Genomic DNA, 25,080 nt, shown 5'->3' on the forward strand with positions numbered 1-25,080 from the left:
GGTTACCGCAATGCAGAAACTTGTAAATCACATACAATCAACGCTTTCTGGCTGTATTATTACCGCATCGGATTTGGAAGAATTCTTCATCTTAAAGCCGGTAATGAAAGGAGCGGTTTTACTTCCTATAGGAAGCGTGTGCAAACACTATTACTTTGTAAATCAAGGTATTTTACGGATTTTCTACTTTGATGAAAACGGCGATGAACACACCAGTTGGGTGGCTTTTGAAGGCTATTTTTTCACTGAAACAGAGAGTTTTACACGCCAAACGCCCTCAAAATACGGCATCATAGCTACGGAAAACACCGAAATTTTGCAAATCAAAAAAACAGACCTTGACAAACTCCTCCATACGCAACCTTGGTTTTCCAAATATATGATAATCAACCAGCAAGAAACAATTCTGAATTTGATTAAAACCATTGAATTGTTTCAAAATCAGTCTGTGAAAGACCGTTACCAAGCCCTTTTTGAACACCCCGAGTTCATTAAAAAAGTAAAACAAAAAGACCTCGCCTCAATGCTCGGAATGAGCAAGTTTTCAATTAGTAGAGTAAAAAGGGGGCGATAATGGATTTAAACAGCAATAAAGTCCTATCAACAACATTGTTTTGTATCACACCAAACAATAGTACAAAATTCGCCCCCTCAAACACCACTTCCTTACGCTTACATATCCTAAAAATACAGTACAAATTAGGGTGCTAACTAAGCATATTATTTAATTGTGAAGCTCAATTCATTGGTATTATCCGTTCCTAAAATACCTTATCAAGAGATATTTAATACATTACAGAAAGACATTGAGTATATCATTAAAATACAAAAAAACACCTTATTTCCTGTCTAATTCTCTTTATATAAATAATTTATCATCATAAAAACGGTCATTTTCACATTGTATTACAATTATTAACGAATTTAACGTACCTTTGCCCACCAAAAACCTTGCTTATGGAACAATATTTATCGCTGCTTAATGATGCGCAAAGAGCTCCCGTACTGCAAAAAGACGGTGCGTTAATGGTCATCGCCGGTGCCGGTTCGGGCAAAACGCGCGTGCTTACCTACCGCATCGCCAATCTGATGCACCAAGGGGTTGATGCTTTCAACATTCTGGCACTGACCTTTACCAACAAAGCCGCCAACGAAATGAAAAAACGAATTGCGGAAATTGTGGGCGGTAGCGAAGCTAAAAACCTGTGGATGGGAACGTTTCATTCCGTTTTCGCAAAAATTTTACGCATCGAAGCCGATAAATTGGGTTATCCGCAAAACTTTACCATTTACGACACCCAAGATTCACAACGCCTTATCAGTGCCATCATCAAAGAAATGGCACTAGACAAGGACATCTATAAATACAAACAAATTCAGTCCCGCATTTCGTCCTTTAAAAACAGCTTAATCACCGTTCAGGCATACTTCAACGACCCCGAATTGATGGAAGCCGATGCAATGGCAAAACGCCCGCGTATGGGTGAAATTTACCAAGCCTACGTTGAACGGTGCTTCAAAGCCGGCGCAATGGACTTTGACGATTTACTACTGAAAACCAATGAATTACTAAACCTTCACCCCGATGTGTTGGCAAAATATCAAAATCGGTTTCGATACATTTTGGTTGATGAGTACCAAGACACCAATCACTCGCAATATCTTATCGTTAAGGCACTTGCCGACCGTTTTCACAACATCTGCGTGGTGGGCGACGATGCTCAAAGTATTTATGCTTTCCGCGGGGCGAATATCAACAATATTTTAAACTTCCAGCGTGATTATCCAAACGTTCAGGTGTACCGATTGGAACAAAATTATCGCTCCACCAAAAACATTGTCGAAGCCGCCAATTCGGTTATCGAACACAACAAAACCCGCTTGGATAAGGTTGTTTGGACAGCCAACGAAACGGGCGAACCCATCAAAGTACACCGCAGCCCGACCGACTCCGACGAGGGGCGTTTCGTGGCGGGTTCCATCTTTGAAACCAAAATGCAAAAACAGCTCCCCAACGGGCATTTTGCCGTGCTTTACCGAACCAATTCCCAATCACGAGCCATTGAAGATGCCTTGCGAAAACGCGATATTCCATACAGAATTTACGGCGGATTGTCTTTCTATCAACGGAAGGAAATTAAAGATATGTTGGCTTATTTACGCCTGATTATCAACCCCAATGACGAAGAAGCCCTTATCCGAATTATTAATTTTCCGGCAAGGGGAATCGGGGCAACCACCATTGAAAAACTAACTTTCACCGCCAATCATTACAAAAAATCAATCTTCGAGGTGATGTACAACATCAACCGAATCGAAGGGCTGAGCATCAGTTCGGGTATCAAACAACGCCTCACTGAATTTGTGGTGATGATTCGTAACTTTCAGGATTTCAGCAAACAAGCCAATGCTTTTGAAGTAGCCGAACAAGTTGCCCGAAAAACGGGATTATTACAAGAATTTAAGAAAGACGGCACACCCGAAGGCATCGCCAAAATGGAAAATATCGAGGAAATGCTTAACGGAATCAAGGATTTTGTGGAAGGACAGCAAGATGTTGCCGACAGCACCGCCAGCCTTTCCGAATATTTGGAAGACGTATCGCTCGCCACCGATATGGATAAAGAAATTGAGGACGATGACCGCGTGGCACTGATGACCATTCACCTTGCCAAAGGATTGGAATTTCCGCACGTGTATATCGTTGGTATGGAGGAAGATTTGTTCCCGTCGGCGATGAGCGTGCATTCGCGTTCGGAACTGGAAGAAGAACGTCGCTTGTTTTACGTTGCCCTGACCCGAGCCGAAAAGCAAGCCTACCTCACGTATGCCGAAAGTCGTTACCGTTGGGGAAAACTCACTGATGCCGAACCGAGTCGCTTTATTGATGAAATTGATTCGCAATTTTTGCAGTATTTAACCCCGCCGGTTTCTAACCCGAATTATCGTTACAAACCGCTGATTAACAGAGATATTTTCGGTGAAGTGGACAAAAGCAAATTACGCCTTCAAAAGCCGATAAGCTCCACACCACCGCCTAGCCACGCCCCTACGGGTGATGCCCTACAACGACTGCGGAAACTAAAACCCGTAAACAGCCAAAACGGCAATCAATCGGGCGTTTCTTCTTCCGTAAGTAGCTCATTACAAATTGGTTCTATTGTGGAACACGAACGCTTCGGACGCGGAAAAGTACTAAACTTGGAAGGTGCCGGCAACGACCGAAAAGCGGAAATCAATTTTGAAGTGGGCGGCATCAAAAAGATTTTACTAAAATTTGCCAAACTGACCGTCGTTTAATCGGCTTTTTTAGCAATTTCCCTAATTAAGAATATACCAAAAACAAGGCGGGCGATTCAAAAGAATCGCCCGCCTATTTTGATTTTATGAGATTTCACTTAGCGCATTAGCGTAAAATTACCGACAAACTTACGCGTGTCACGGAACTCGTTAGTTTCAATGGTGTACCAGTAATCACCCGACGGAAGCGGCGTTCCGTTGTAAGTACCGTCCCACGATTCGCCCTCGCGTAACAACTTGATAAATCGCCCGTTACGGTCATAAATCTGCGTAATCATCTTCGGATACGATTTGGTGTTTTTAGGGCTCCATCGGTCGTTATTCCCATCATTATCAGGCGTGAAGAAATTCGGTACGTTAAAATCAACAAATACTTTTTCAAGTTCCAAAATAACTTCACAGCCCAAAGCATCACGCACCTCAGCCCGCACTTGCTTCACGGTTCTTCCTTGTGCGTCCACATAGCCGGCATCTGAAAACAACATCACATAAGTAGGTGTATTTGAAGGTTTTCCGTTAAATACATATTGATAAGGTGCACGCCCTCCTGTTGCTTGAATTGCCACAACTGACGGGTCAGCGTGCGGAACTTCCGTTACCGAAAGTGGCTGTAAATGCGTTATCGAAAAGGTATCGGCAAGCGTGTACTGACAAGTTTCATAGAAAAACGTCAAGGCAATAGGCATATTTTCAGGAAGTTGGCTTGTTTCAATATATCCCGTTTTATTTTCAAACCGAACAAACGGAACGCTTTGCGATAGTTCGGTGCTGTTCACCGCATAACGCAACCTGCCAAAATCCAGATTGTTACTTTCAAACCGAATCACCGCAACGCTTGATGCCGTGTTGTTTTCACAAGCCTCTTCAACAGATACCGATGCTTTCAACGACGGAATCGTACGCAACGAAACCCGAGCAATGGCAATACAACCATTGGCATTTTCAACTCGTGCGAATAAAACGCTTTGCTGATGAGGCGGCACCTGATAAAGTGTTGTTTTTAAAACGGAATTAATACCTTGTTTCGCCTCATCTTCACTCATATAATAGCTAACCGATACGCCGGCAGTGGTCGTTACCTGGCTGTCAAGTGTATTTAAATCAAGCGGATACTGCCCGTCGGCATCATCATCACACAGGGTTAAATCCACTGCCGTTGCCACAGGACTTCCGACTTTTTCAAGCGTAAGCGAACGTACTTGTGCGCAACCTTCGGCATTGGCAAAACGCACCCAAACGACCTTCTGCCCTACCGCAAAATCGTAATCGGTAAGGTTACCCGTAATGGGCAAAAGTCCGTTTTCGGCATCGGTTTGTGAGTTGTGGAAAGTAACCGCAAGTGAACTCTGCAAAGGATGTTGCGTAAGTTGCATCGCTTGGGCTTCTTGCAACAGATTGACAGTTACCCGATTTCCGTTATTGTCAAACTCACAAATGGTTGCCCCTACCCTATCGGTAGCCTGAATATACGGATGTACCACAAGCCGAATTTCTGCCCAATCATCACAAAAACCACCGGCACTAAGTCGGGCAAACACCGTTTCGGAATAGGGATTCACATTGGTATAGATCGTCGGGTTTGGTATGGGATTTGTTTGGTTTTGCGCATCGGCATAGGTTGGGTAAAATACAAAATTAACGCCCGCTTGTGAGGAAATAACGCTCTGTGCCTGCGTTAAATCAAACTGTTGTAACCCGTTATCTGAACTGCCATCGCAAAGGGTAAGCGTGGCGGTTCGGGCTTGAATGGCGGGTTTTAAAAGTGCATCAAAATTGATAATCGCTTGTGAGGCACAACCAATACCGCCGTTGGCAACCACCCTGACAAAAACACTATGGCGAAGCTGATTCGGCACAAGAGGATTCGGGTAAAAATCGGCATACGAAAAGCCGTAATTTTCAGGTTGAGCGATGGCGTTCGTTCCGTTTTGGGCATCAGTCAGCGTGTTGTGATACGTAAAGGTGTACAACAACGCCACATTGGGTTCGTTGGTTATGATTCGCGACATATATCGGGTTAAATCTTCCGTGAACGAACCCGAAAGGTCGGTATCACAACGATTTTCAAACACGGTGTTCACTTTGGGCGACGGATAAATCGAAACCGCCAATCGCTTAATGATAAAACAGCCCGTGCTTTTGCTGACGAATTTTATCCAAACCACCGATGTCGGGATTACGTAATAATCCGTAATATCAGACGTAATTGCCACATCGTTTACCGCATCGGTGTGCGATTCGTGGTAAGTTACGGTATATTGGGTTGTATCCGAAACCATTTTTGCCGGATAGGTTGTCAGGTCAATGCGCCCGTTAAGCTGTCCGTCGGCACAAAAAGCGATACTCGTGTCAGTAACAGCAAGTTGCGGATGCTCAGTGAACGTTATTGATGAAACCGAAAAGCAGTTCGTGGCGTTATTTTCGGTTCGAACATAAAGCGTAACCGGAAAACCGGAAATGGTGTAACTCGTTCCGATGGCGTTTGTGGCAGTAAGAGCCTCGTTTTCGGTGGCAAAAAATTGGAAATTATCATTAAGGGTAAGCGCTCGCCCGATAATTTCTTCGCGATAGGCATTCAAATTCACTACTTCGGAGGTATTCCCTGCCGGATTGCGACTGCTGTTATTACAAATAACTTTTGTCAAATTCGTTACCTCAGGCGACTTCACCAAATCAAACACCACATCTTTAACATAGAAACAATCCGTACCAACGGGTGTAATGCGCACCCAAGCCGTTTGGTTTTGCGTGGCAGTTAGGGTGGTCTGTGAGGCTGTGTTTGCCAGTGCATCGGCTTGCGTGCCATACAACGCAAAATCCATCGTGGCGTTAAGCGTTGTTGGGTTATTTGCAACCAACTGATTTTTAACTTCGGAAAGAGAAACCGCCTCTTGCCCGTCGTTAGCAAAATCACACACAGCCACTTTGTTGCTTGTTATTTCGGGGAACGACACCAAATTAACAACCAAAGGCAGCACTTTCACGCAGCGCGTTTGCAAATCAAGCACACGCACATAAACCGTAGTGGAAGCCGTGGTAAGGGTCATCAAAACCGATTGTGTAGGGCTGTATGTACCGATTAAAAAGTTAGCATCATCAGCTTCGGCTGCCGCTTCGTTATTAAAAAACCGAATGGTTGAACTAACGCTCGCACCGCTTATTGCCGTGTTTAAATCTGCCGATTCGCTTCCGTCATTGAGAATATCACAGACGTTCAGGTCGGTTACTTGGGGCAAATCCACCGCTGTGGTAAAGGAAAATTGCAAATGCACAAGCACCGGACAGCCGTCAGAAAATTCCACACGTGCAAAAACCGACATTTGCCCCGCACGCACCTGCGCCTGCGTTACATCGGTTATCGGGTTGGTTTTGTTATGCGCATCGTTTTCCGAATAGTAATAACTTACCGAAGTGGTGTTTGAGCGCTGTTGCGCAGTGAGTTGTACCCGAATTTCGGTTTCGTATTTGGTCATATTAACCACTTCCTGTTTGTCGTCGTTAAAATCACAAATCGTTTGAGCAACCAACGGAACAGCAATGCGTTCCAATACAAAATGAAGGTCGTACTTATAATGACATCCTTCAACGGAAACCAAGGCATAAACCGTATTGGTATGCGTACCCGTTACGTCTATAAAAGCAGTGGTAAGAGTTTCGTTTCTGGGGCTGGAAGCCAAATACAAATCTCGGTTTACGGGCGTTAAAAAGAAACGAACCGACGGATTAGCGCCTGTATACAATTCTTCCAACATTTTTTGATACTCAGGAATGAGTTCCACCCGCTCGGTTGCGTCATTCATCGTATCGCAAATCGAAAACGTATCTTTGGGTAGCGACCTTCTTTCCGAAGCGTTCACCACAAACGACAACGAAGTTTCGATATTATTGGCATTAACGCGGTATTTTACGTACACCGTTTTGGGCGTATTGGCATCGGTAAGCTGATAATTAGTGGGCGTTGCAATCACCGAAGTCATCGCCGCATCATCATAAAAACCTAAAACGGTAACATTTGCCGGTGTAATTCCCACAGGAAGGTAATGCGGAAAATAATCTCGTTCCAGATTCACATTTAACGGGAAGGTGACATCACAAAGCGCAGGGGCACCACCGCCTCCGCCGGCGCCACCTCCACCGCCGCCTCCGCCACCTCCGGCGCCGTCACAATCGGTATCGGCAGTGAGTTTGAGTGTGGTTCGCGACGAACAAAAATTCGGATAACTTACCTCAACATACACCGTGGCGTTCATCACAATGGAGGCGTTTGCCGGATTGGTTATCTGACCGGTATAACTTGGGTATTGATAGAATTTAGCCGTAAGATCACTCGGGTTGTACGAAAGCGTTCCGGAAACCAAATCGGTTATGTACTGCGTCAGGTCGTGATTAATGGCTTGCCCTTCCAGCACGTAGCACACCAAGGCTTCGTGCGCAACGGTTTCAACGAAAGGTTTCAGCACCAAACGTATGGGGACAACCGTAGCGCAGGCAGCATCGTTAAATGCTCTGTTCCAAATCCGTACATAAAGAGTTCGCTGCATACTTGCCGGAACGGTTAATGTGTAATTCGCAACGGCAATAATGGCATTTGTGTTGTTTTGCGCATCGGTTTGGGTTTCAAAAAAAGCTTTATTGTGCAAATGACCCACCACCCCCGGAATGGTAATCGTATTGAGATCAATCACTTCCTGTCTATTATTCCCCGCATCGCAAAATTCAAACGGGGTTGTCGGGATTGTTATGTTGGGGCGTATGTTAGTGCGCAAATCAAGCTGCGAAACGGTGTAACAAATTCCGCTTCGCAGGGTGCGCACGTAAAGGGTTTGGTCGGAACTCAACGTATAATTACTCACAGCTGCAATCGGATTTTGATTGTTGTGCGCCTGCGCAGCCGTGGTATGGTACGAAAAGGTCAATGTGGTATCGCTGTTAATCGCCGTTTGAAAAGCGGTTAAATCAACCGTTTGGGTTTGCCCCGGATTAAGACAATATACGCTCTCGACATTATTCGCCGTAGGGAAATCGGTTGAGAATGAAACTTGTATGGTATCGGTTACCGTAATGGGCGTACATAAATTGTAGGTCACCCGCACTTCATAACGCGTATTGATGGTGGGTGCTTGGGTAATGCTGTTTCCTGAGCCTAATAAAACTCCGGTATCGGCGTTGTACCACTGCACGTTGATGGTGGTCGTACCTGACGGAACAAACCGCCACGCCTCTTGCGTTGCCGACCAAATACCCGTGTTGCGGTTGGGGGGCGACACGCCTTCCGTTCCCGTGCCATTGATAACCCCAATAAGCGACTGACGCCGAAGTTCTGGAAGGGCAACATCATCATTCTCGGGTTTTTCCTTAACATATACGTCAATTATGTTAGTCGTTTCATACAACACAATTTGGGTAGTACTTGTACGCTGGCTGTTGTACTGCTCAATATCATCGTAATTAATAATAAACTGACGATACGGTGCCGTGCCTTGCGTATGGACTTTCACCTTGTTTAAGTTCTTCAAATCGTGATAAACACCGAAAACGGCATTTTTGGTCAGCCCCAAATTTGGATTTTGTCCCGCGATGGTGTACGGACTGTCACCACTGCTGTTACTCGCTCCGAAACTCACCACGCCGTTATCACTTATCACTACCTCGTTAAAAGTATTTCCGTAGAAACAAAATTCAAACGGAAGTGATTGCACTTGGCTGAACACATCGTCATTCTTTCCGGTATTGCTCACGATGTTCACGGTCGTTCCTGTCGAAAAAGGCGCTACCGGCGCGTAAGGTATAGACTCCACGGCGTAACTTTGCGTTTGATGGATGATAGGATAATCCGCCGTAAGAACAACGCTTCTGTTAGGTGCAAAATTATAATCGCAATCGATGTTCACATTGGTGGTATTTCCGTTGTGATCAGAAATACGCACCGTTGGGGTTACTTGGGCGTACGTTACGAAAAAAGCCCAAAAACTCAAACAGAAAGTAATTATTTTTCTCATTTTTATTTTGTTATAAGCCCCAAAAATAGTACATTATTTCTAAAAAACAAAAATCACCCGTAATAATTCATTTTTTATTGTATCTTTGTTCAAATTTGCTGATTTTTTAGAAAGACAAAAAATACCGACAATATATTACTATCCAAATGTAAGGACGACAAATTATAAAAAATGACGATTAAAAAGTTTTTAATAAGTGTTTCGGTAGGATTATTTTTAATAGGTGGATATTTTCATATAAAGTATATAAAAGAAATTAATATTGAAGAGCAAAATTCTCCAATAGAAAACTACTTTATAATAGATAAATATTGTTCTTCATCTTATAAAGGAAGTAGTTTTGTTAAGATACACTTTAATGGACAAAAATATGATGTTGATGTGCCAGTCTCAGATTGCTCTAATATAACAGATGAATATTTTCAATCAAAACTCTACTATATAAATGGTTCAAATAAAATTATTTATAAAGATTATTCCGTTAGCAGAGGGATTTTATGCTTATGTTATACTTTTGCATTATTAATTCCATTAGTTGGGTTTAGAATATACAGAAAAGAGTTAGATAATCATTATTCGACAATGTAAGAAAGGAAACTTGGTTGATTGTTTTGAAATTTTTATATGTATATTGTAGTGCCCCAAGACAAATCTGAAACTTGTTTTTGACTACGAGTACACAAAAAATCACGCAAATGATTAAAATAAATTAATTTTTCATATATTTGTTGCTGATAACAAAAAAAGAAATAAAATGAAAAAAAATGTTTTTAAAATGTTCCTGTTAGTGGCTTTTGTAACCCTTATTTAACAAAAAAAGAAATAAAATGAAAAAAAATGTTTTTAAAATGTTCCTGTTAGTGGCTTTTGTAACCCTTATTTCTTGTGGAAAAGACAGTGATAGTATCAAACCTAATGAAAATGGTTCAACCAATAGTGTAAAACTCATCAAATCAATAAAAATCAGTGGCGGACAAGAAAAATTAAAAGATGTTGTGATAAATTACACGTATGACACTGATAATAAAATCATTAAAATAGCTAATGAATTAGATGTTTCGTACCAAAACAATAAAATTGGGATTGAAAAACTCAAAATAACAGCCACAACCAACGACAAAGGGAATGTTACTCACTTGACCAGAACCGAATCTCGGGATAAAAACTATGAATATCAATATAATACGGCTAATCAATTGATTCAAGAAACCAAAAAAGCTAATCAGGGAACGATTGATACAGATGAAGTGTATGCTTATCACTGGGAAAACGAAAATCTTGTGATTATGGGAGATAAAAACGACCCTTCCGTACGAGTTGAATACGGAAAAGATACCAATAAAAATAATTTCTCGTTGGTTTTGAGTCGGTTTTCATATCATAAAATGCTGTTTTACTTGCCTTTCCCAATGGGAAAAGCCTCAAAAATGCTTCCCGTAAAAGCCTTTTCTTCTGAATATTCTTACCATTACGAGTATACACTTGATAATGAGGGCTATGTTACCAAAATTATTGAACGTTATGAAAATACCAGAAGCAAAGAAAATTATATAACTACTTTTGAAATAAGCTATTAGCGTATAAAATTTTCAAAAAATAAAAGTTTGTCAATCGCTGAAATTGACAAACTTTTTTGTTTCTTATTTTTAAGAATTTTGGAATTATCTCGTAAAAATAATCTATTGTTTTACAATTGTTTACGAATAATAAAAAACTCTAAATACAGAAAATTGTGTTTAGAGTTTTTTGATATGTTTTTCGTAAAAAATTACGCTTTTTCGTACATCGTTTTGCGGAGTTCCTGAATGTTTTTGTCATCCATATATTCGTCAAAAGTCATATAACGGTCGATAACTCCGTTGGGCGTAAGCTCAATGATGCGGTTGGCAACGGTTTGTGCAAACTCGTGGTCGTGCGTGGTGAAGAGTACGTTACCCTTAAAATTCTTCAACGAGTTGTTAAACGCCGTGATACTTTCCAAATCCAAGTGGTTGGTAGGTTCGTTGAGCATCAGCACGTTAGCACGAAGCATCATCATACGGCTGAGCATACAACGCACTTTTTCGCCTCCCGATAAAACCGATGATTTTTTCAGAGCCTCCTCACCGCTGAACAGCATTTTCCCCAAAAACCCGCGGATGTAAACTTCCTCGCGTTCCTCTTCGGTTTTTGCCCACTGACGAAGCCAATCTACCAATGAATAATCATTGTTAAAATATTCTGAATTATCCACCGGAAGATATGATTGTGAAGTAGTTACGCCCCACTGGAATTTTCCGCTGTCGGGTTGCTGTTTTTCGTTTAATATCTGATAGAAAGCTGTCGTGGCACGCGAATCTTTTGAAATTACCGCCACTTTGTCGTCTTTCGCCAAGTTAATATCTACGTTTTGGAACAGAATTTCGCCATCGATGGAAGCCGAAAGGTTTTCCACGTGCAGAATTTGGTCGCCGGCCTCACGTTCCTTATCAAAAATAATGGCTGGATAACGACGTGATGAAGGTTTAATTTCGGCAATATTTAATTTCTCCAACATTTTTTTACGCGAGGTCGCCTGCTTTGATTTGGCTACGTTAGCACTGAATCGGGCGATAAATTCCTGTAATTCTTTGGCTTTCTCTTCGGCTTTTTTGTTCTGTTGAGCACGCTGACGGGCAGCAAGTTGGCTACTTTCATACCAGAAGGTATAGTTCCCCGAATAGTGATTGATTTTTCCGAAGTCAATATCCGAAATGTGCGTACACACGGCATCTAAAAAGTGACGGTCGTGCGAAACCACAATCACGGTGTTATCGTAATTCGCCAAGAAATTTTCAAGCCAGCCAATGGTTTCAAAATCAAGGTCGTTGGTAGGCTCGTCCATAATCAACACGTCCGGATTTCCGAACAGAGCCTGAGCCAAAAGTACCCGAACTTTGAGTTTTCCGTCCATTTCGCCCATCAGGGTGTAGTGCATTTCTTCGGAAATTCCTAAGTTGGAGAGCAGAGCCGCGGCATCGCTTTCAGCATTCCAACCGTTCATTTCGTCGAACTGTATTTGCAACTCACCAATTCGGTCGGCGTTTTCATCGGAATAATCGGCGTAAAGAGCGTCCATTTCCTTTTTTACGGCAGAAAGCACCTTGTTACCCATAATCACGGTTTCGAGTACGGTAAACTCATCGTAAGCGTAGTGGTCTTGCTCCAAAACGGACATTCGTTTGCCGGGTTCAAGAATTACGCGTCCGCCGGTGGGTTCAATTTTCCCCGAGAGGATTTTCAAAAAAGTAGATTTTCCTGCTCCGTTTGCCCCGATGATGCCGTAACAATTGCCTTGCGTGAAGGTTACGTTCACCTCATCAAACAAAACTCTTTTCCCAAACTGAACTGATAAATTTGAAACTGTTAGCATTGTCTTTAAAAAATTAAATCGGGTGCAAAGATATTATTATTAAATGAAAGACAAAAGTTTGTCATTAAAATAATTGCCTTTTCTTTTAATTATTTGATATGCAGGGTGAAAAGTTTTTGATTTTCGAGAAAACCTTCAAGAGTGTCGTTGGCTGAAACGCTTGCCACGCCCGCCGGTGTTCCGGTAAAAATCAAATCGCCTTTGCGAAGGGTAAAGAATTTGGAAGCTTCGGCAATGATTTGATTAAAATTCCAAATCATCAGTCGGGTGTTGCTTTGCTGTACTACGGACTGATTTTTTTCCAATCGGAAATCAAGCGTGTTTAAATCAGCAAATGCCGATTTATGCACAAAATTCCCCACAACAGCCGAACCGTCAAAGGCTTTGGCTTTTTCCCACGAAAGCCCTTCTTGGCGCAATTGTGCTTGCAGGTCACGCGCCGTAAAATCAATCCCCAGACCAATTTCGTCGTAGTATTTATGTGCAAATTTCTCAGCGATGTGTTTTCCGTTCTGGTTGATTTTCAGAACAATTTCCACTTCGTGATGTAAATTTTGCGTAAAATCGGGAATGTAATACGGAAGTTCGGTATTGTGAATGGCGGTATCGGGTTTCAAAAACAACACAATGCTTTTGGGTGGCGTTCCGTCAAACTCCTTGATGTGGTCGAGGTAATTTTTTCCAACGCAAATTATCTTCATAATTATCTGATAATTAAAATATTATTGTTTTTCAATTCTTTTTAAATCGTTTGTATTTTCAATGGGAAGGCTGTTGTATTCCAACGTCCAACCAACGGATTTTGTCAAGAAAACAATATGTGCCAGTTCTGAAATCAACCGATTTTCAGCATTGGATTTCAGCGTTGACTGAGCAATTTTTTTCTCCAATTCGGCATACACCCGCTTTTGAATTTTATTTACATCATCGGTCGAGAAAGGATTTACCTGACTTTGGCTGATGTCATAATATTTCAGCTTTGGGTAAATTTTAATCTCAGCTTCCGGAATATACTTGATAATCACCTTTTTACTTGTCTGGTCAATATCGTAAACAATTTTATGCAAATCATAAGCCACCGTAACATCGGCATTGACAACCGTCAAGATTTTTTTATCGAACGAAAGTAAATCCATAAAATACTTTTGGCTGTCGGTGTATGAAATCACTTCGGCAAAATGCCCCTCGGTAACAATGAGTTTGCTAACGTTGGCAATTTGGGTTTGAATCAATGCCGAATCGGCTTCCAGCGTTTCTTTTTCTTGCTTTTTGTTAATAAAATAGTTGATTGAGAGAAACAAAGCCAATGCGGTGAGCATTCCAAAAACAAACTTTTTCATAGATTTTCTTTTTTGATTTTTTTTGACGAATTGCTAACAATTACCGACTTGCTTTATTGTGTTAATTTACGTAACTTGATGGCTGTGAGCACTTTTTTTGTATATAACGGAAAATCAGCATTTAAAATCCAACCGAAATAACCGGGTTCTTCCTGCAAAATATCTTCAACCTTGCGCCCTTTGTGCTTGCCGAAAGTAAAAATCTCTTCGCCTTGGTCATTCAATGCGATAAAACCCGCAAAATCAACCGTTTGTTTTCGTGAAGTAAATTCACTGAGTTTCTTCATATTGTTTTCCAACTCGGGATAACGGTCAAGTTGTGATTTTAAAATTTCATAAGTGGCGTTGGTATCGGCAGCGGCGGAGTGTGCGTTGTCAAGCGTTTTTCCGCAGTAAAATTTGTAGGCAGCGCTGAGGGTTCGTTGTTCCATTTTATGAAAAATAGTCTGAATATCAACGGTTACGCGATTGCCTAAATCAAAATCCACTTCAGCACGAAGCATTTCTTCTGCCAAAAGCGGAATGTCAAAACGGTCGGAATTGTAGCCCGCCAAATCCGAATCTTTTATCATATTGTGAATGGTTTTGGCAAGTTCCCTAAAAGTAGGTTCGTTGGCAACGCGCTCATCAGTGATACCGTGCACATCGCTTGCCGCCTTTGGTATTGGAATTGTGGGGTTTACAAGCCACGTTTTGCTTTCACGATTTCCGTTAGGGAATACCTTTAAAACGGATATTTCAACAATGCGGTCTTTGGAGATGTCAGTTCCGGTGGTTTCCAAATCGAAAAAACAAATAGGTTTCGATAAATTTAATTCCATAAACGTATTTTATGTTTTTTTGATGTTTTTATCAGTTTAAAAAGATGAAATTGTTTTTTTGCGGATAAAAAAGCCTGTTTACAGCTGTTTTTTATTAAAAATCATCTGCAAAATCTTGTTTTCTGATAGAAAAAAGTACTTTTTTTGGGTGTTATTTTAAAAATACCATCTGTATTTTGACATAACAGATGGTATTTTTGTTAAAACTCTAATTATTTTCCGAATGTTAGTGAGCAATTACCACTTCAACACCGCGTTTTTCGAGTTCTTCACGGAATTCAGGATCGATACCTTCATCGGTGATTAACACATCGATTTTTTCCACGTAACAAATAAAACCAAATCCGCGTTTATGAACTTTTGACGAATCGGCAAGTACGATGGTTTTATCAACGCGCTCCAACATTTTTCGGTTCAGATGTGCCTCCCCGGCGTTGGTAGTACTGATTCCAAAATCAAGGTCAATACCTTCGATGCCCAAGAAAAGTGTTGTACAAGAAAATTTATTCAACGTTTCCTCAGCCATTGAACCTACGGTTGCCGTTGAATTTTTTCTAACCTCACCACCTAAGTGTATCGTACTGATATTCTGTTTTTTACAAACATCCAAAGCCACCCGCAACGATGGGGTAAGCACTGTGATGTTTTTATGGTCGGGCAGGCGTTGTGCAAAAAGATGAATGGTTGTTCCGGACGAAAGTATGATAAAATCACCGTCTTTCACAAAATCAAGTGCGCGAGCCACGATTTTTTGTTTTTCCTCCACATTAACGGTTTCTTTTTCTGAAACGGTTTGGTCAAAAACATATCTTCCGTGCTTGCTTGCCCCGCCGTGTGATCTGTGTAGGTAACCTTCTTCTTCCAACAGATTTAAATCTTTTCGGATGGTTACCACCGATACGCCTAAAGTCTCACTCAGTTTATTAACACTGATGTAGCGCGTTGTTTCTAACGCTTCTACGATTTTCATTTGTCGCTCATTAAGTGCTCTCATAAATATCTTTTTTAGGAATCTTTATTGTTATTACTCATTTAATGTTTTACTATTTAAAACTCCGAAGTGAAATGTAGCTTCACGCTCGGATATTTTTGTTTTACCATTTCGATGGAAAACGCCGAATCTGCCAAGAAAACCCGTTGCCCTTGCTTGTCGCGTGCCATATATTTTTGCTTCACGCGAAGGAAATCCTGAAACTCGGCATCTTTCGGATTTTCAGGATCTTCCACCCAACAGGCTTTATAAATCGGGAAACTCTCGTAACTACATTTTGCTCCGTATTCGTGTTCCAATCGATATTGAATTACCTCGTATTGCAACGCCCCGACCGTTCCGATTACTTTTCGTCCGTTGAAATCCAGTTTGAAAAGCTGTGCCACACCTTCGTCCATCAGCTGGTCGATGCCTTTTTCCAACTGCTTGGATTTGAGCGGGTCGGCATTATTGATATACCGAAAATGCTCGGGCGAAAACGACGGAATTCCTTTAAATTGCAGATTTTCGCCTTCGGTGAGCGTGTCTCCGATTTTGAAATTTCCCGTGTCGTGAAGCCCCACAATATCACCCGCATACGAAATATCCACCACTTCTTTCTTTTCGGCAAAAAAGGCATTCGGGCTTGAAAATTTCAGTTTTTTTCCGTGCCGAACGTGCAAATACGGCTTGTTTCGCTCAAAAGTTCCCGACACGATTTTCACAAACGCCAAGCGGTTGCGGTGGTTCGGGTCCATATTGGCGTGAATTTTAAAAACGAATCCGCTGAACGTTTTTTCATCGGGATTTACCACGCGTTCATCGCTGGCTTTGGCACGGGGCGACGGAGCGATTTCCACAAAACAATCTAATAACTCTCTCACTCCAAAATTGTTAAGTGCCGAACCGAAAAACACGGGTTGTTGCGTTCCGTTCAGATACGCATCGCGGTCAAAAGGCGGATACACCTCGTACACCAACTCCAATTCGCTACGCAAATTTTCAGCCGATTTTTCACCGATAATTTTATCAAGTTCGGGGTCGTTTACGTTGTCGAAAGCGATGGTTTCTTCGATATTCCGACGGCTGTCACCCGAAAACAGATTGATATTTTTCTCCCAAATGTTGTAAATTCCTTTAAAATCATAGCCCATTCCGATAGGGAAACTCAACGGCGTAACCGAAAGCCCGAGCTTTTGTTCCACTTCGTCCAAAAGGTCGAAAGCGTCTTTCCCCTCGCGGTCTAACTTATTGATAAACACTATCATCGGAATGTTTCGCATACGGCAAACTTCCACAAGTTTTTCGGTTTGTTCCTCAACCCCTTTGGCAACGTCAATCACCACAATGACGCTATCAACGGCAGTTAAGGTTCGGAAAGTATCCTCGGCAAAATCTTTATGCCCGGGCGTATCTAATATGTTGATTTTATAGTCTTTATAATTGAATGCCAGTACCGATGTGGCTACCGAAATTCCGCGCTGGCGTTCGATTTCCATAAAGTCGGACGTGGCTCCTTTTTTGATTTTGTTACTTTTAACGGCACCTGCCTCTTGAATCGCCCCTCCGAAAAGCAATAATTTCTCAGTAAGGGTGGTTTTCCCCGCATCGGGGTGGGCAATTACGCCGAAAGTTCTGCGTTTTTGTATTTCTTGCAGTATTGACATTTACAAATTTTCAGTTTATTGCGAAATTAAATTGCAAAGGTAACGCATTTGGTTCAGTTAAACAACATTATTGCGATTATTTTTGTAACAAAAAAAATATTGTCGGTCAAAAAAGACGGACAATATTTTCGTTTTATTACGGAAAAGTATGATTTTTAATTGATTGAAAACAACCGTGCGAAGAAATTTTTACGTTTAATATTTTCAGTGTCTTCGGTTTCGTTGAAAATAGTATCCGAAACTTCGGTTACGGGCATTATATTTTCAACTATTGCCGGTTCAAAATCAGTATCTTCATACATATATTTGGTTTTATTTCCATCGCCAACGATGTCAAAAATATAATCGATGTATGATTTCCCTTCCTTTTGCAAAAAACCTTTAAAATAACGACTGCTCAACTCGATACCACCAATAGTTTCTAATTTCAGTAGAGTTTGGTAAAGCGGTTCAATATGTTCTTTTATGATGGTTTCGTTTACAGCTCGGCGTCGGGCGGTATACGAAAGGATTTCACCCTTAGGGTCTTTATTAACATCAAAATCAGTGATAACCCAATAAAACTCACCTGATTTTGACATATTTTTTAAAATGGCGTGAAAGTTTCTGCCTGTTGAAATATTGTCCCAAAGTATTTTGAAAAGTAATTTAGGCGTATCGGGATGCCGAATGAGGCTGTGAGGTTGCCCGATTACTTCGGTCATCAAGTATCCACTGACGTTTAAAAAAGTTTGGTTTACGTAGGTTATCGTTCCGAATTTGTCGGTAGTAGAAACAATAGTTTGTGTTTTGTCCCAAATAACTTCTTGATTGATAGGCTCCGGTTTTTGAATTGATAGTTTTACCATATACAGTTAGTTAAAATTCACCGAAGCAAAAGTAGTAAATGGAAGTAAAATTGCCAAGTGTTATTTGTTAATTTTTTTAACAAAATAATTTGAAACTTGTTAATAACCTTTTGTGAAACATTAATAGTTATATAAAAATCAACTGGATAAGCAAATGAAGAAATATTTCATAAAAGTATTTATTGGCATAAAATTAACAATTCTAACATTTTCTTTTATACAAAAATGGCTTTAAACATTGGGTGTTTAAAGCCATTTTTTATGCGTGATTATATCGCTTCGTTTAAGTATGCTTTTAGCATCCAGATGTTTTTCTCTTGCTCGGTGATAAGCCCGCTTACTAAGGCGTTTGTACCCTCGTCATTTGCCTCATCAGAAGTGTCAAGCAAGGTTCGTTCAATTTTCAAAAGTTCCGAGATACTATCAACGATTAAACGTACGGTTTTATCATCGTCCGAAACGTTACGACCCACAGGTACTTTTGAGTTTTTTACGTACTCCTCAAAGGTGTGGAAAGGCGTGAAGCCCAAGGTCAAAATACGCTCGGCAATTTCATCAACCTGCATTTGAGCCGCGTTGTAAAGCTCTTCAAATTTAACGTGTAATTCAAAAAAACGCTTTCCTTTGATGTTCCAGTGAACACCTCTCAAATTTTGGTAATACGTCTGAAAATTAGCCAATAAAACATTTAACTCGTTGGCGACTTTTTCCGTTTTTGACTTGTCAAGTCCTAATGCATTATAACTCATATTGTTGTAATTTAATGGAATAAAAATTTTGATGCAAAGGTACGAATCTTATTCATTTGCACCCCTAATTAGCAATTGATTTTACTTATAATTGTATAAATTGTGGAAATAGTGTTTGAAAGAATCGCACTAAAATTTCGTTTTTTATCTAAGCCGATTTGCCGCTTAAAACAAAAAAAGCAACGCAAAAGTTTTGTAATTTTGTTGAACCATTAAAAAGACAGTTCCAATTCTTTGCAAAGGCAAAATTATGGCATTTTTTTGTACTATTGATAACACTTTAAAATAAACAATTGCGAAATCATCACAACAATCATCATTACAGCCGAATATAATTCGGTGTTCATAACAAAAACACACTATTTTTTATTTTTCTTTAAAAAATAGTATGTTTTATCAAATATTTTTTCTAATTTTACAAAATAAATTCAAGAAAATGTTTCAATTATTTGATGACGAATATTTTATGCGAAAAGCCTTGCAAGAAGCTGAAACGGCATATGATGTCGGAGAAATTCCGGTGGGAACTGTTATAGTGATCGAAAATCAGATTATCGCGAAGGCTTATAACCTAACTGAACGACTTACTGACGTAACGGCTCACGCCGAGATGCAGGCAATTACGATGGCGGCAAGTTATTTAGGTGGTAAATATTTGAAAAACTGTACATTATATGTAACTTTGGAACCTTGCGCAATGTGTGCAGGTGCATTGTATTGGAGTCAAATTTCACGAATCGTGTACGGCGCAAGTGACCCACATCGCGGTTTTAGTGCAATGAACGGAAAGCTACATCCTAAAACCGAAATAAAAACAGGGGTACTCGAAACCGAATGTGCCGAACTTTTGAAATTATTCTTTACCAATAAACGAAAAAAAATAAGTCGCATATGAATAGAAAGTTGTGTTTCAGTATCGGGATGTTTTTTTGGGGAACGGTCTTTCTGTTTTCTCAAATTTCTGATTCTCTGAACATAACAATCAAAGATACGGCACAGGTTCAAAAAGATCAAGATTTTTATGGTCGGTTGAAATCACACTTAAAAAAACATAAATTAACTAAAAATTTAGTAAGTTTTTTTTCGGATTCACCCAATCAACCGGCTACATCTAAGCAAATCAGAAAAGAATTAAATATTGATTATCAAACTTATCAAGGCAAAATCATTCGGAAAATAAACATCGTTACCTTAGACCCTTTTGGTTATGATGAAAAAGATTTATCGAAACATCCTGACAGTAAGTTAGATAGATACGGAAACGCCTTACACATAAAAACTAAATCGCGAACGATAAAAAAACAACTTCTGTTTCACGAAAATAAGCCGATGGACTCGTTATTGCTCAAAGAAACGGAACGTATTTTACGGAATCAAAATTATATCCGGCGGGTTTTAATTCGCCCCGTTGCGGTTTCGGCAGTGTCTGATTCTGTGGATGTTCAGGTAGCGGTTTTGGATAGTTGGTCAATGTTTTTTGCCAGTGACCTTGCCGGCAGTCGGGGGTGGTTACGCGTGAGTGAGCAAAATCTTTTTGGATTAGGACACGAGGCATATATGCTTTATCGTCAGTATTTTAACGGATTTAATGAAAATGGGAAAGGATTTGGCTATCGGGCAAAAAATATGTGGAATTCACAAATTAATCTCTTAACCTCATATTACACCGATTATGAAAATTTGTATTCAAAACAACTGGCAATAGAACGCCCTATGTTTTCACCCTATGCACGTTGGGCAGGACGAATAGGTTATTTTGAAGAGCGCGACAAAAAAGATATTTACCTGATAGACAGCCTATACCGACCTCCATTAAGTACAAAAATTTTTGATGGCTACGGAAGTTATATCGTGCCTACTACGCAAAAACGACCTGACAGAATTAACAATTTAATTTTTTCACTGCGATACCAAAATTTGAAGTACACTGAACTGCCTCCTGATTTTTTAAATGCAGAAAATTATTTTGCTGATCAGCAGCTCTATCTTGCAAAAATCAGCAAAAACAGCACCGGATTCGTGCAAGACAGATATATTTTCAGGCAAGGTGATATTGAGGATGTTAGCGTAGGAAACTCATTGTTTTTGGTCTCGGGGGCGCTTCGCAAACACAATGCTTTTTATCCTTATTTAGGTTTGGGATTTTCGTGGGCAAAATACAGTTCCAAAGGGTATTATTCCTTTAATTTGGAGGCAGGGTCTTTATTTGGGCAAAACAATGCAAAACAACGTGTTATACGCGGTGAAGGCATTTTCTTTTCCAATCTTTTTTCACTGAATAATTGGCATTTTAGGCAGTTTTTCAAAACCTCATTTGTGTTGGGGCTTGACAGAACTTCGCACCCCAATGACCGTGTAAGCCTTAATGAAAGAGACGGAATATTAGGATTTTACAGCCACGTTTACGGCAGCCGAAAGCTCATTTTAAGCTCGCAAACCCAAGCCTATAACCCATTTTATTGGTTAGGTTTTCGTTTCAATCCGTTTCTTAGTATTGATGTTGGCTTTTTGGGGCAAGAAAAAACGGCTTTTTTGAAAACCGATGTGTACTCTAAATTCGCTATCGGGTTTCAAATTTCAAATGATTTTTTGATGTTCCCGAGTTTTCAGTTTGCATTTTGTTATTTTCCGAGAATTCCGAGAGACGGAACGCACATTTTCAAAATAACAAACATTCAAAACGATGATTTTAGATTGCAAAGTTTTCAATATAAACCACCCAATATGGTTCATTATCGGTAATTCGAATTGATATTTTAATCTATTTATATTAAACGACTTACAACACACTTTTTCCTATTTGTTTTTTCTGAAAAATAATTTCTGACAAAAAATAAATGGCTTTGAAGAAGTTTTTTGCTAAAAAAAAGCACTTTTTTTGGAAACCTAAACAATAAATGCTTATTTTTGCCAAGATTTATGCAATGTTTTTTTCAAAAAAAACAGATAACTAATTAAGACTAATTATGACAAAAATAACCGCTGCCATCACAGCTATTGGAGGATATGTTCCTGATTTTGTGCTAACAAATCAAATGCTGGAAACAATGGTTGACACCAATGATGAGTGGATTTATACCCGCACCGGAATTAAAGAAAGACGAATTTTAAAGGAAGAAGGCAAAGGCGCTTCATATATGGGAATTAAAGCGGCGCAAGACCTTATCAAAAAAAGAGGATTAGACCCCAAAGAAATTGATTTGGTCATTTTAGCAACGGCAACACCCGATATGCCCGTGGCACTTACAGGTCCTTATGTAGCCTCAGAAATTGGTGCTGTGAACGCTTTTTCTTTTGATTTACAAGCGGCGTGTTCCAGTTTTCTGTTCGGTGTTTCGGTTGCTGCAAAATACATAGAATCAGGAAGGTATAAAAAAGTTCTGTTGGTAGGAGCTGATAAAATGTCATCAATTGTTGACTATACTGACAGAGCTACGTGCATCATTTTTGGCGATGGAGCCGGAGCGGTTTTGTTTGAGCCTAATTACGAAGGATTGGGTGTTCAGGACGAATTATTACGAAGTGACGGAATTGGCAGAAATCACCTGTATATCAAGGCAGGAGGTTCTATAAGCCCAATAACCGAGCAGGCAATTCAAAACAAGGAACAGTTTGTTTTTCAAGACGGAAAAACGGTGTTCAAGTATGCCGTTTCAGGTATGTCGGGTGTTGCGGAAGAAATTTTAAAGCGTAACGGGCTTACCAAAGACGATGTGCAGTGGTTAGCACCGCATCAAGCCAACAAACGAATTATTGATGCCACAGCGGAACGTATTGGCTTAACCGATGATAAAGTGATGGTAAACATCCACAAGTACGGGAACACAACATCAGCTACTATTCCGCTGGTAATCAATGAATATGAAAAGAAATTAAAAAAAGGAGACAATATCATTTTAGCGGCTTTCGGAGGGGGATTCACTTGGGGGGCTGTATACCTAAAATGGGCTTATTAACAAATGAAAGTATATAAATTACGATAACAACCTAATAACGAGTATTATGGATTTAAGAGACATTCAAAATTTAATTAAATTTGTTGCTAAATCAGGGGCAAGTGAGGTGAAACTTGAAATGGAAGATGTTAAGATTACAATCAAAACAAACCCCGAAGAAGGCAAAGAACAGGTTTACGTTCAGCAAATGCCTATCGCAACAATGCCTCAACTACCTGTTCAACAACCGGTTATTCCTTCGGTTCAACCCGTTGAAACAACAGAGGTAAAAGCATCTGAAAGTGCTGATGACAACAAATATATAACAATCAAATCACCTATGATAGGCACGTTCTACCGACGTCCGGCGCCTGACAAGCCTTTGTTTGTTGAAGTAGGTTCAACCATTAAAAAAGGAGACGTGATTTGCATTGTTGAAGCAATGAAACTTTTCAATGAAATTGAATCGGAGGTATCCGGTAAAATTGTTAAAGTTTTGGTGGACGACTCGTCACCGGTAGAATTTGACCAACCTCTTTTCTTGGTTGATCCGTCCTAAAAAGTGTAATTTCAGCAAATTACATAATTTAAAATTTTATTCATAATTTAACAGAAATTTATGTTTAAGAAAATATTGATAGCCAATCGTGGTGAGATTGCTTTGCGCATTATCCGCACGTGTCGCGAAATGGGAATAAAGTCCGTAGCGGTTTACTCAACTGCCGATGCCGATAGTTTACACGTCCGTTTTGCCGATGAGGCGGTTTGTATCGGGCCTCCGGCAAGCAAAGATTCATACCTTAAAATACCAAATATCATCGCAGCAGCGGAAATTACCAATGCCGATGCCATTCACCCCGGATACGGATTTTTATCCGAAAATGCTAAATTTTCAAAAATTTGTGCCGAACACGGAATTAAATTTATCGGAGCTTCGCCTGAAATGATTGAAAAAATGGGTGATAAAGCGACTGCCAAAGCCACTATGAAAGCCGCAGGAGTGCCTACCGTACCAGGCTCGGACGGACTTATAGAATCACTAACACACGCAAAAAAGGTAGCCAAAGAAATGGGGTATCCGGTAATGCTCAAAGCTACTGCCGGTGGCGGTGGACGCGGAATGCGAGCCGTTTGGAAGGAAGAAGACCTTGAAAAAGCGCTTGAAAGTGCCAAACAAGAGGCCGGAGCCGCTTTCGGGAATGACGGTATGTATATGGAAAAACTCATTGAAGAACCTCGACATATTGAAATTCAGATTGTTGGCGACCAATACGGGAAAGCCTGCCACTTATCGGAAAGAGATTGCTCCATTCAGCGTCGTCATCAAAAATTAACCGAAGAAACGCCTTCGCCTTTTATGACGGAAGATTTACGTAAACGAATGGGAGAAGCTGCCGTAAAAGCCGCTGAGTTCATCGGTTACGAAGGCGCCGGAACCGTTGAGTTTTTGGTAGATAAACACCGAAACTTCTATTTTATGGAGATGAATACCCGTATTCAAGTAGAACACCCCATTACAGAGCAAGTTATTGATTATGACTTAATTAGAGAACAGATATTGGTAGCCGCAGGTGTGCCGATTTCGGGTAAAAATTATCTTCCGAAACTTCACTCAATAGAATGCAGAATCAACGCAGAAGACCCCTATAATGATTTTCGTCCTTCACCGGGAAAAATTGCAACGCTTCACGCACCGGGCGGACACGGAGTTCGCTTGGACACCCACGTTTACAGTGGTTATGTGATTCCGCCAAACTACGATTCAATGATAGCGAAACTTATCACTACGGCACAAACCCGAGAGGAAGCCATCGCTAAAATGAAGCGTGCTTTGGAAGAATTTGTAGTTGAGGGGGTTAAAACAACCATTCCATTTCACTTACAACTAATGGACGACCCCGATTATTTGGCAGGAAATTACACCACCAAGTTTATGGAATCGTTTAAAATGAATCCACCACAGAATTAGTAAGCAATAATTTTATAGAAACACCCTGAAAAGTTGATTTTTGGGGTGTTTTTTTGTGTGGAGAAGTTTGAGGAATGTAAATTTGTACAAC

18 protein-coding genes are annotated in these 25,080 nt (G+C 40.4%); 9 read left to right on the plus strand and 9 right to left on the minus strand.

All coding sequences use genetic code 11. The features are described 5' to 3' along the window. Positions 1-10: 10 nt before the first annotated feature. Positions 11-574, plus strand: coding sequence for a Crp/Fnr family transcriptional regulator (locus Q4D72_RS07080; RefSeq protein ID WP_303077027.1), 564 nt, complete (start codon positions 11-13; stop codon positions 572-574). A 383-nt stretch (positions 575-957) separates the two neighbouring features. Beyond that, entirely contained in the window at positions 958-3,300 is a 2,343-nt protein-coding gene (locus tag Q4D72_RS07085; RefSeq protein WP_303077028.1) for an ATP-dependent helicase, read from the plus strand. Between the two features lie 98 nt (positions 3,301-3,398). On the opposite strand, the gene Q4D72_RS07090 is transcribed toward Q4D72_RS07085, so the two are convergent. Then, the gene (locus Q4D72_RS07090) at positions 3,399-9,299 is read right to left on the minus strand and encodes a T9SS type B sorting domain-containing protein (RefSeq protein WP_303077030.1); all 5,901 of its coding nucleotides are present in this window, start codon (positions 9,297-9,299) and stop codon (positions 3,399-3,401) included. 171 nt (positions 9,300-9,470) lie between these two features. Between Q4D72_RS07090 and Q4D72_RS07095 the strand changes: the two genes are divergently transcribed. Beyond that, the gene (locus Q4D72_RS07095) at positions 9,471-9,887 is read left to right on the plus strand and encodes a hypothetical protein (RefSeq protein ID WP_303077031.1); all 417 of its coding nucleotides are present in this window, start codon (positions 9,471-9,473) and stop codon (positions 9,885-9,887) included. Between the two features lie 239 nt (positions 9,888-10,126). Continuing rightward, a complete protein-coding gene (locus Q4D72_RS07100; protein WP_303077033.1) occupies positions 10,127-10,876 on the plus strand; it encodes a hypothetical protein in 750 nt (249 codons plus the stop codon). 191 nt (positions 10,877-11,067) lie between these two features. Here Q4D72_RS07100 and Q4D72_RS07105 read toward each other — a convergent pair whose 3' ends face one another. The 8 genes from Q4D72_RS07105 to Q4D72_RS07140 form a co-directional block, all read right to left on the minus strand. Next, on the minus strand, positions 11,068-12,690 hold the full coding sequence (locus Q4D72_RS07105) for an ABC-F family ATP-binding cassette domain-containing protein (protein ID WP_303077034.1): 1,623 nt from the start codon (positions 12,688-12,690) through the stop codon (positions 11,068-11,070). An 89-nt stretch (positions 12,691-12,779) separates the two neighbouring features. Further along, positions 12,780-13,391 carry a fumarylacetoacetate hydrolase family protein gene (locus tag Q4D72_RS07110; protein WP_303077036.1) on the minus strand — a complete coding sequence of 204 codons (612 nt, stop codon included), beginning with the start codon at positions 13,389-13,391 and terminating at the stop codon, positions 12,780-12,782. Between the two features lie 21 nt (positions 13,392-13,412). Further along, positions 13,413-14,030 carry a DUF4230 domain-containing protein gene (locus tag Q4D72_RS07115; RefSeq protein ID WP_303077037.1) on the minus strand — a complete coding sequence of 206 codons (618 nt, stop codon included), beginning with the start codon at positions 14,028-14,030 and terminating at the stop codon, positions 13,413-13,415. Between the two features lie 53 nt (positions 14,031-14,083). Beyond that, positions 14,084-14,851, minus strand: a complete 768-nt coding sequence (locus tag Q4D72_RS07120; protein WP_303077038.1) for a 3'-5' exonuclease — start codon at positions 14,849-14,851, stop codon at positions 14,084-14,086. A gap of 226 nt (positions 14,852-15,077) precedes the next feature. Continuing rightward, a complete protein-coding gene (locus Q4D72_RS07125; RefSeq protein WP_303077040.1) occupies positions 15,078-15,845 on the minus strand; it encodes a DeoR/GlpR family DNA-binding transcription regulator in 768 nt (255 codons plus the stop codon). Between the two features lie 53 nt (positions 15,846-15,898). Continuing rightward, positions 15,899-17,488: a peptide chain release factor 3 gene (locus Q4D72_RS07130; protein ID WP_303077042.1), complete on the minus strand. Its 1,590-nt coding sequence runs from the start codon at positions 17,486-17,488 to the stop codon at positions 15,899-15,901. Between the two features lie 155 nt (positions 17,489-17,643). Continuing rightward, positions 17,644-18,336 carry a PAS domain-containing protein gene (locus tag Q4D72_RS07135; protein WP_303077044.1) on the minus strand — a complete coding sequence of 231 codons (693 nt, stop codon included), beginning with the start codon at positions 18,334-18,336 and terminating at the stop codon, positions 17,644-17,646. A 269-nt stretch (positions 18,337-18,605) separates the two neighbouring features. Next, a complete protein-coding gene (locus Q4D72_RS07140) occupies positions 18,606-19,085 on the minus strand; it encodes a Dps family protein (RefSeq protein ID WP_303077046.1) in 480 nt (159 codons plus the stop codon). A 436-nt stretch (positions 19,086-19,521) separates the two neighbouring features. Here Q4D72_RS07140 and Q4D72_RS07145 point away from each other — a divergent pair, with 436 nt between their 5' ends. From Q4D72_RS07145 to accC, 5 genes are all read left to right on the plus strand, one after another. Beyond that, positions 19,522-19,980 carry a nucleoside deaminase gene (locus Q4D72_RS07145; RefSeq protein ID WP_303077047.1) on the plus strand — a complete coding sequence of 153 codons (459 nt, stop codon included), beginning with the start codon at positions 19,522-19,524 and terminating at the stop codon, positions 19,978-19,980. Further along, positions 19,977-21,827 carry a hypothetical protein gene (locus Q4D72_RS07150; protein ID WP_303077049.1) on the plus strand — a complete coding sequence of 617 codons (1,851 nt, stop codon included), beginning with the start codon at positions 19,977-19,979 and terminating at the stop codon, positions 21,825-21,827. The genes Q4D72_RS07145 and Q4D72_RS07150 overlap by 4 nt, the downstream gene beginning before the upstream one ends. Before the next feature lie 224 nt (positions 21,828-22,051). Then, positions 22,052-23,041, plus strand: coding sequence for a beta-ketoacyl-ACP synthase III (locus Q4D72_RS07155; RefSeq protein ID WP_303077051.1), 990 nt, complete (start codon positions 22,052-22,054; stop codon positions 23,039-23,041). 46 nt (positions 23,042-23,087) lie between these two features. Next, positions 23,088-23,579 (plus strand): acetyl-CoA carboxylase biotin carboxyl carrier protein, encoded by a 492-nt coding sequence (accB, locus tag Q4D72_RS07160; RefSeq protein WP_303077053.1) that lies wholly within the window; start codon positions 23,088-23,090, stop codon positions 23,577-23,579. 60 nt (positions 23,580-23,639) lie between these two features. After that, positions 23,640-24,989: an acetyl-CoA carboxylase biotin carboxylase subunit gene (gene accC / locus Q4D72_RS07165; protein WP_303077055.1), complete on the plus strand. Its 1,350-nt coding sequence runs from the start codon at positions 23,640-23,642 to the stop codon at positions 24,987-24,989. Positions 24,990-25,080 lie beyond the last annotated feature (91 nt).

This window comes from Capnocytophaga sp., assembly GCF_030532915.1.
In the GTDB taxonomy this organism is placed as follows: domain Bacteria; phylum Bacteroidota; class Bacteroidia; order Flavobacteriales; family Flavobacteriaceae; genus Capnocytophaga.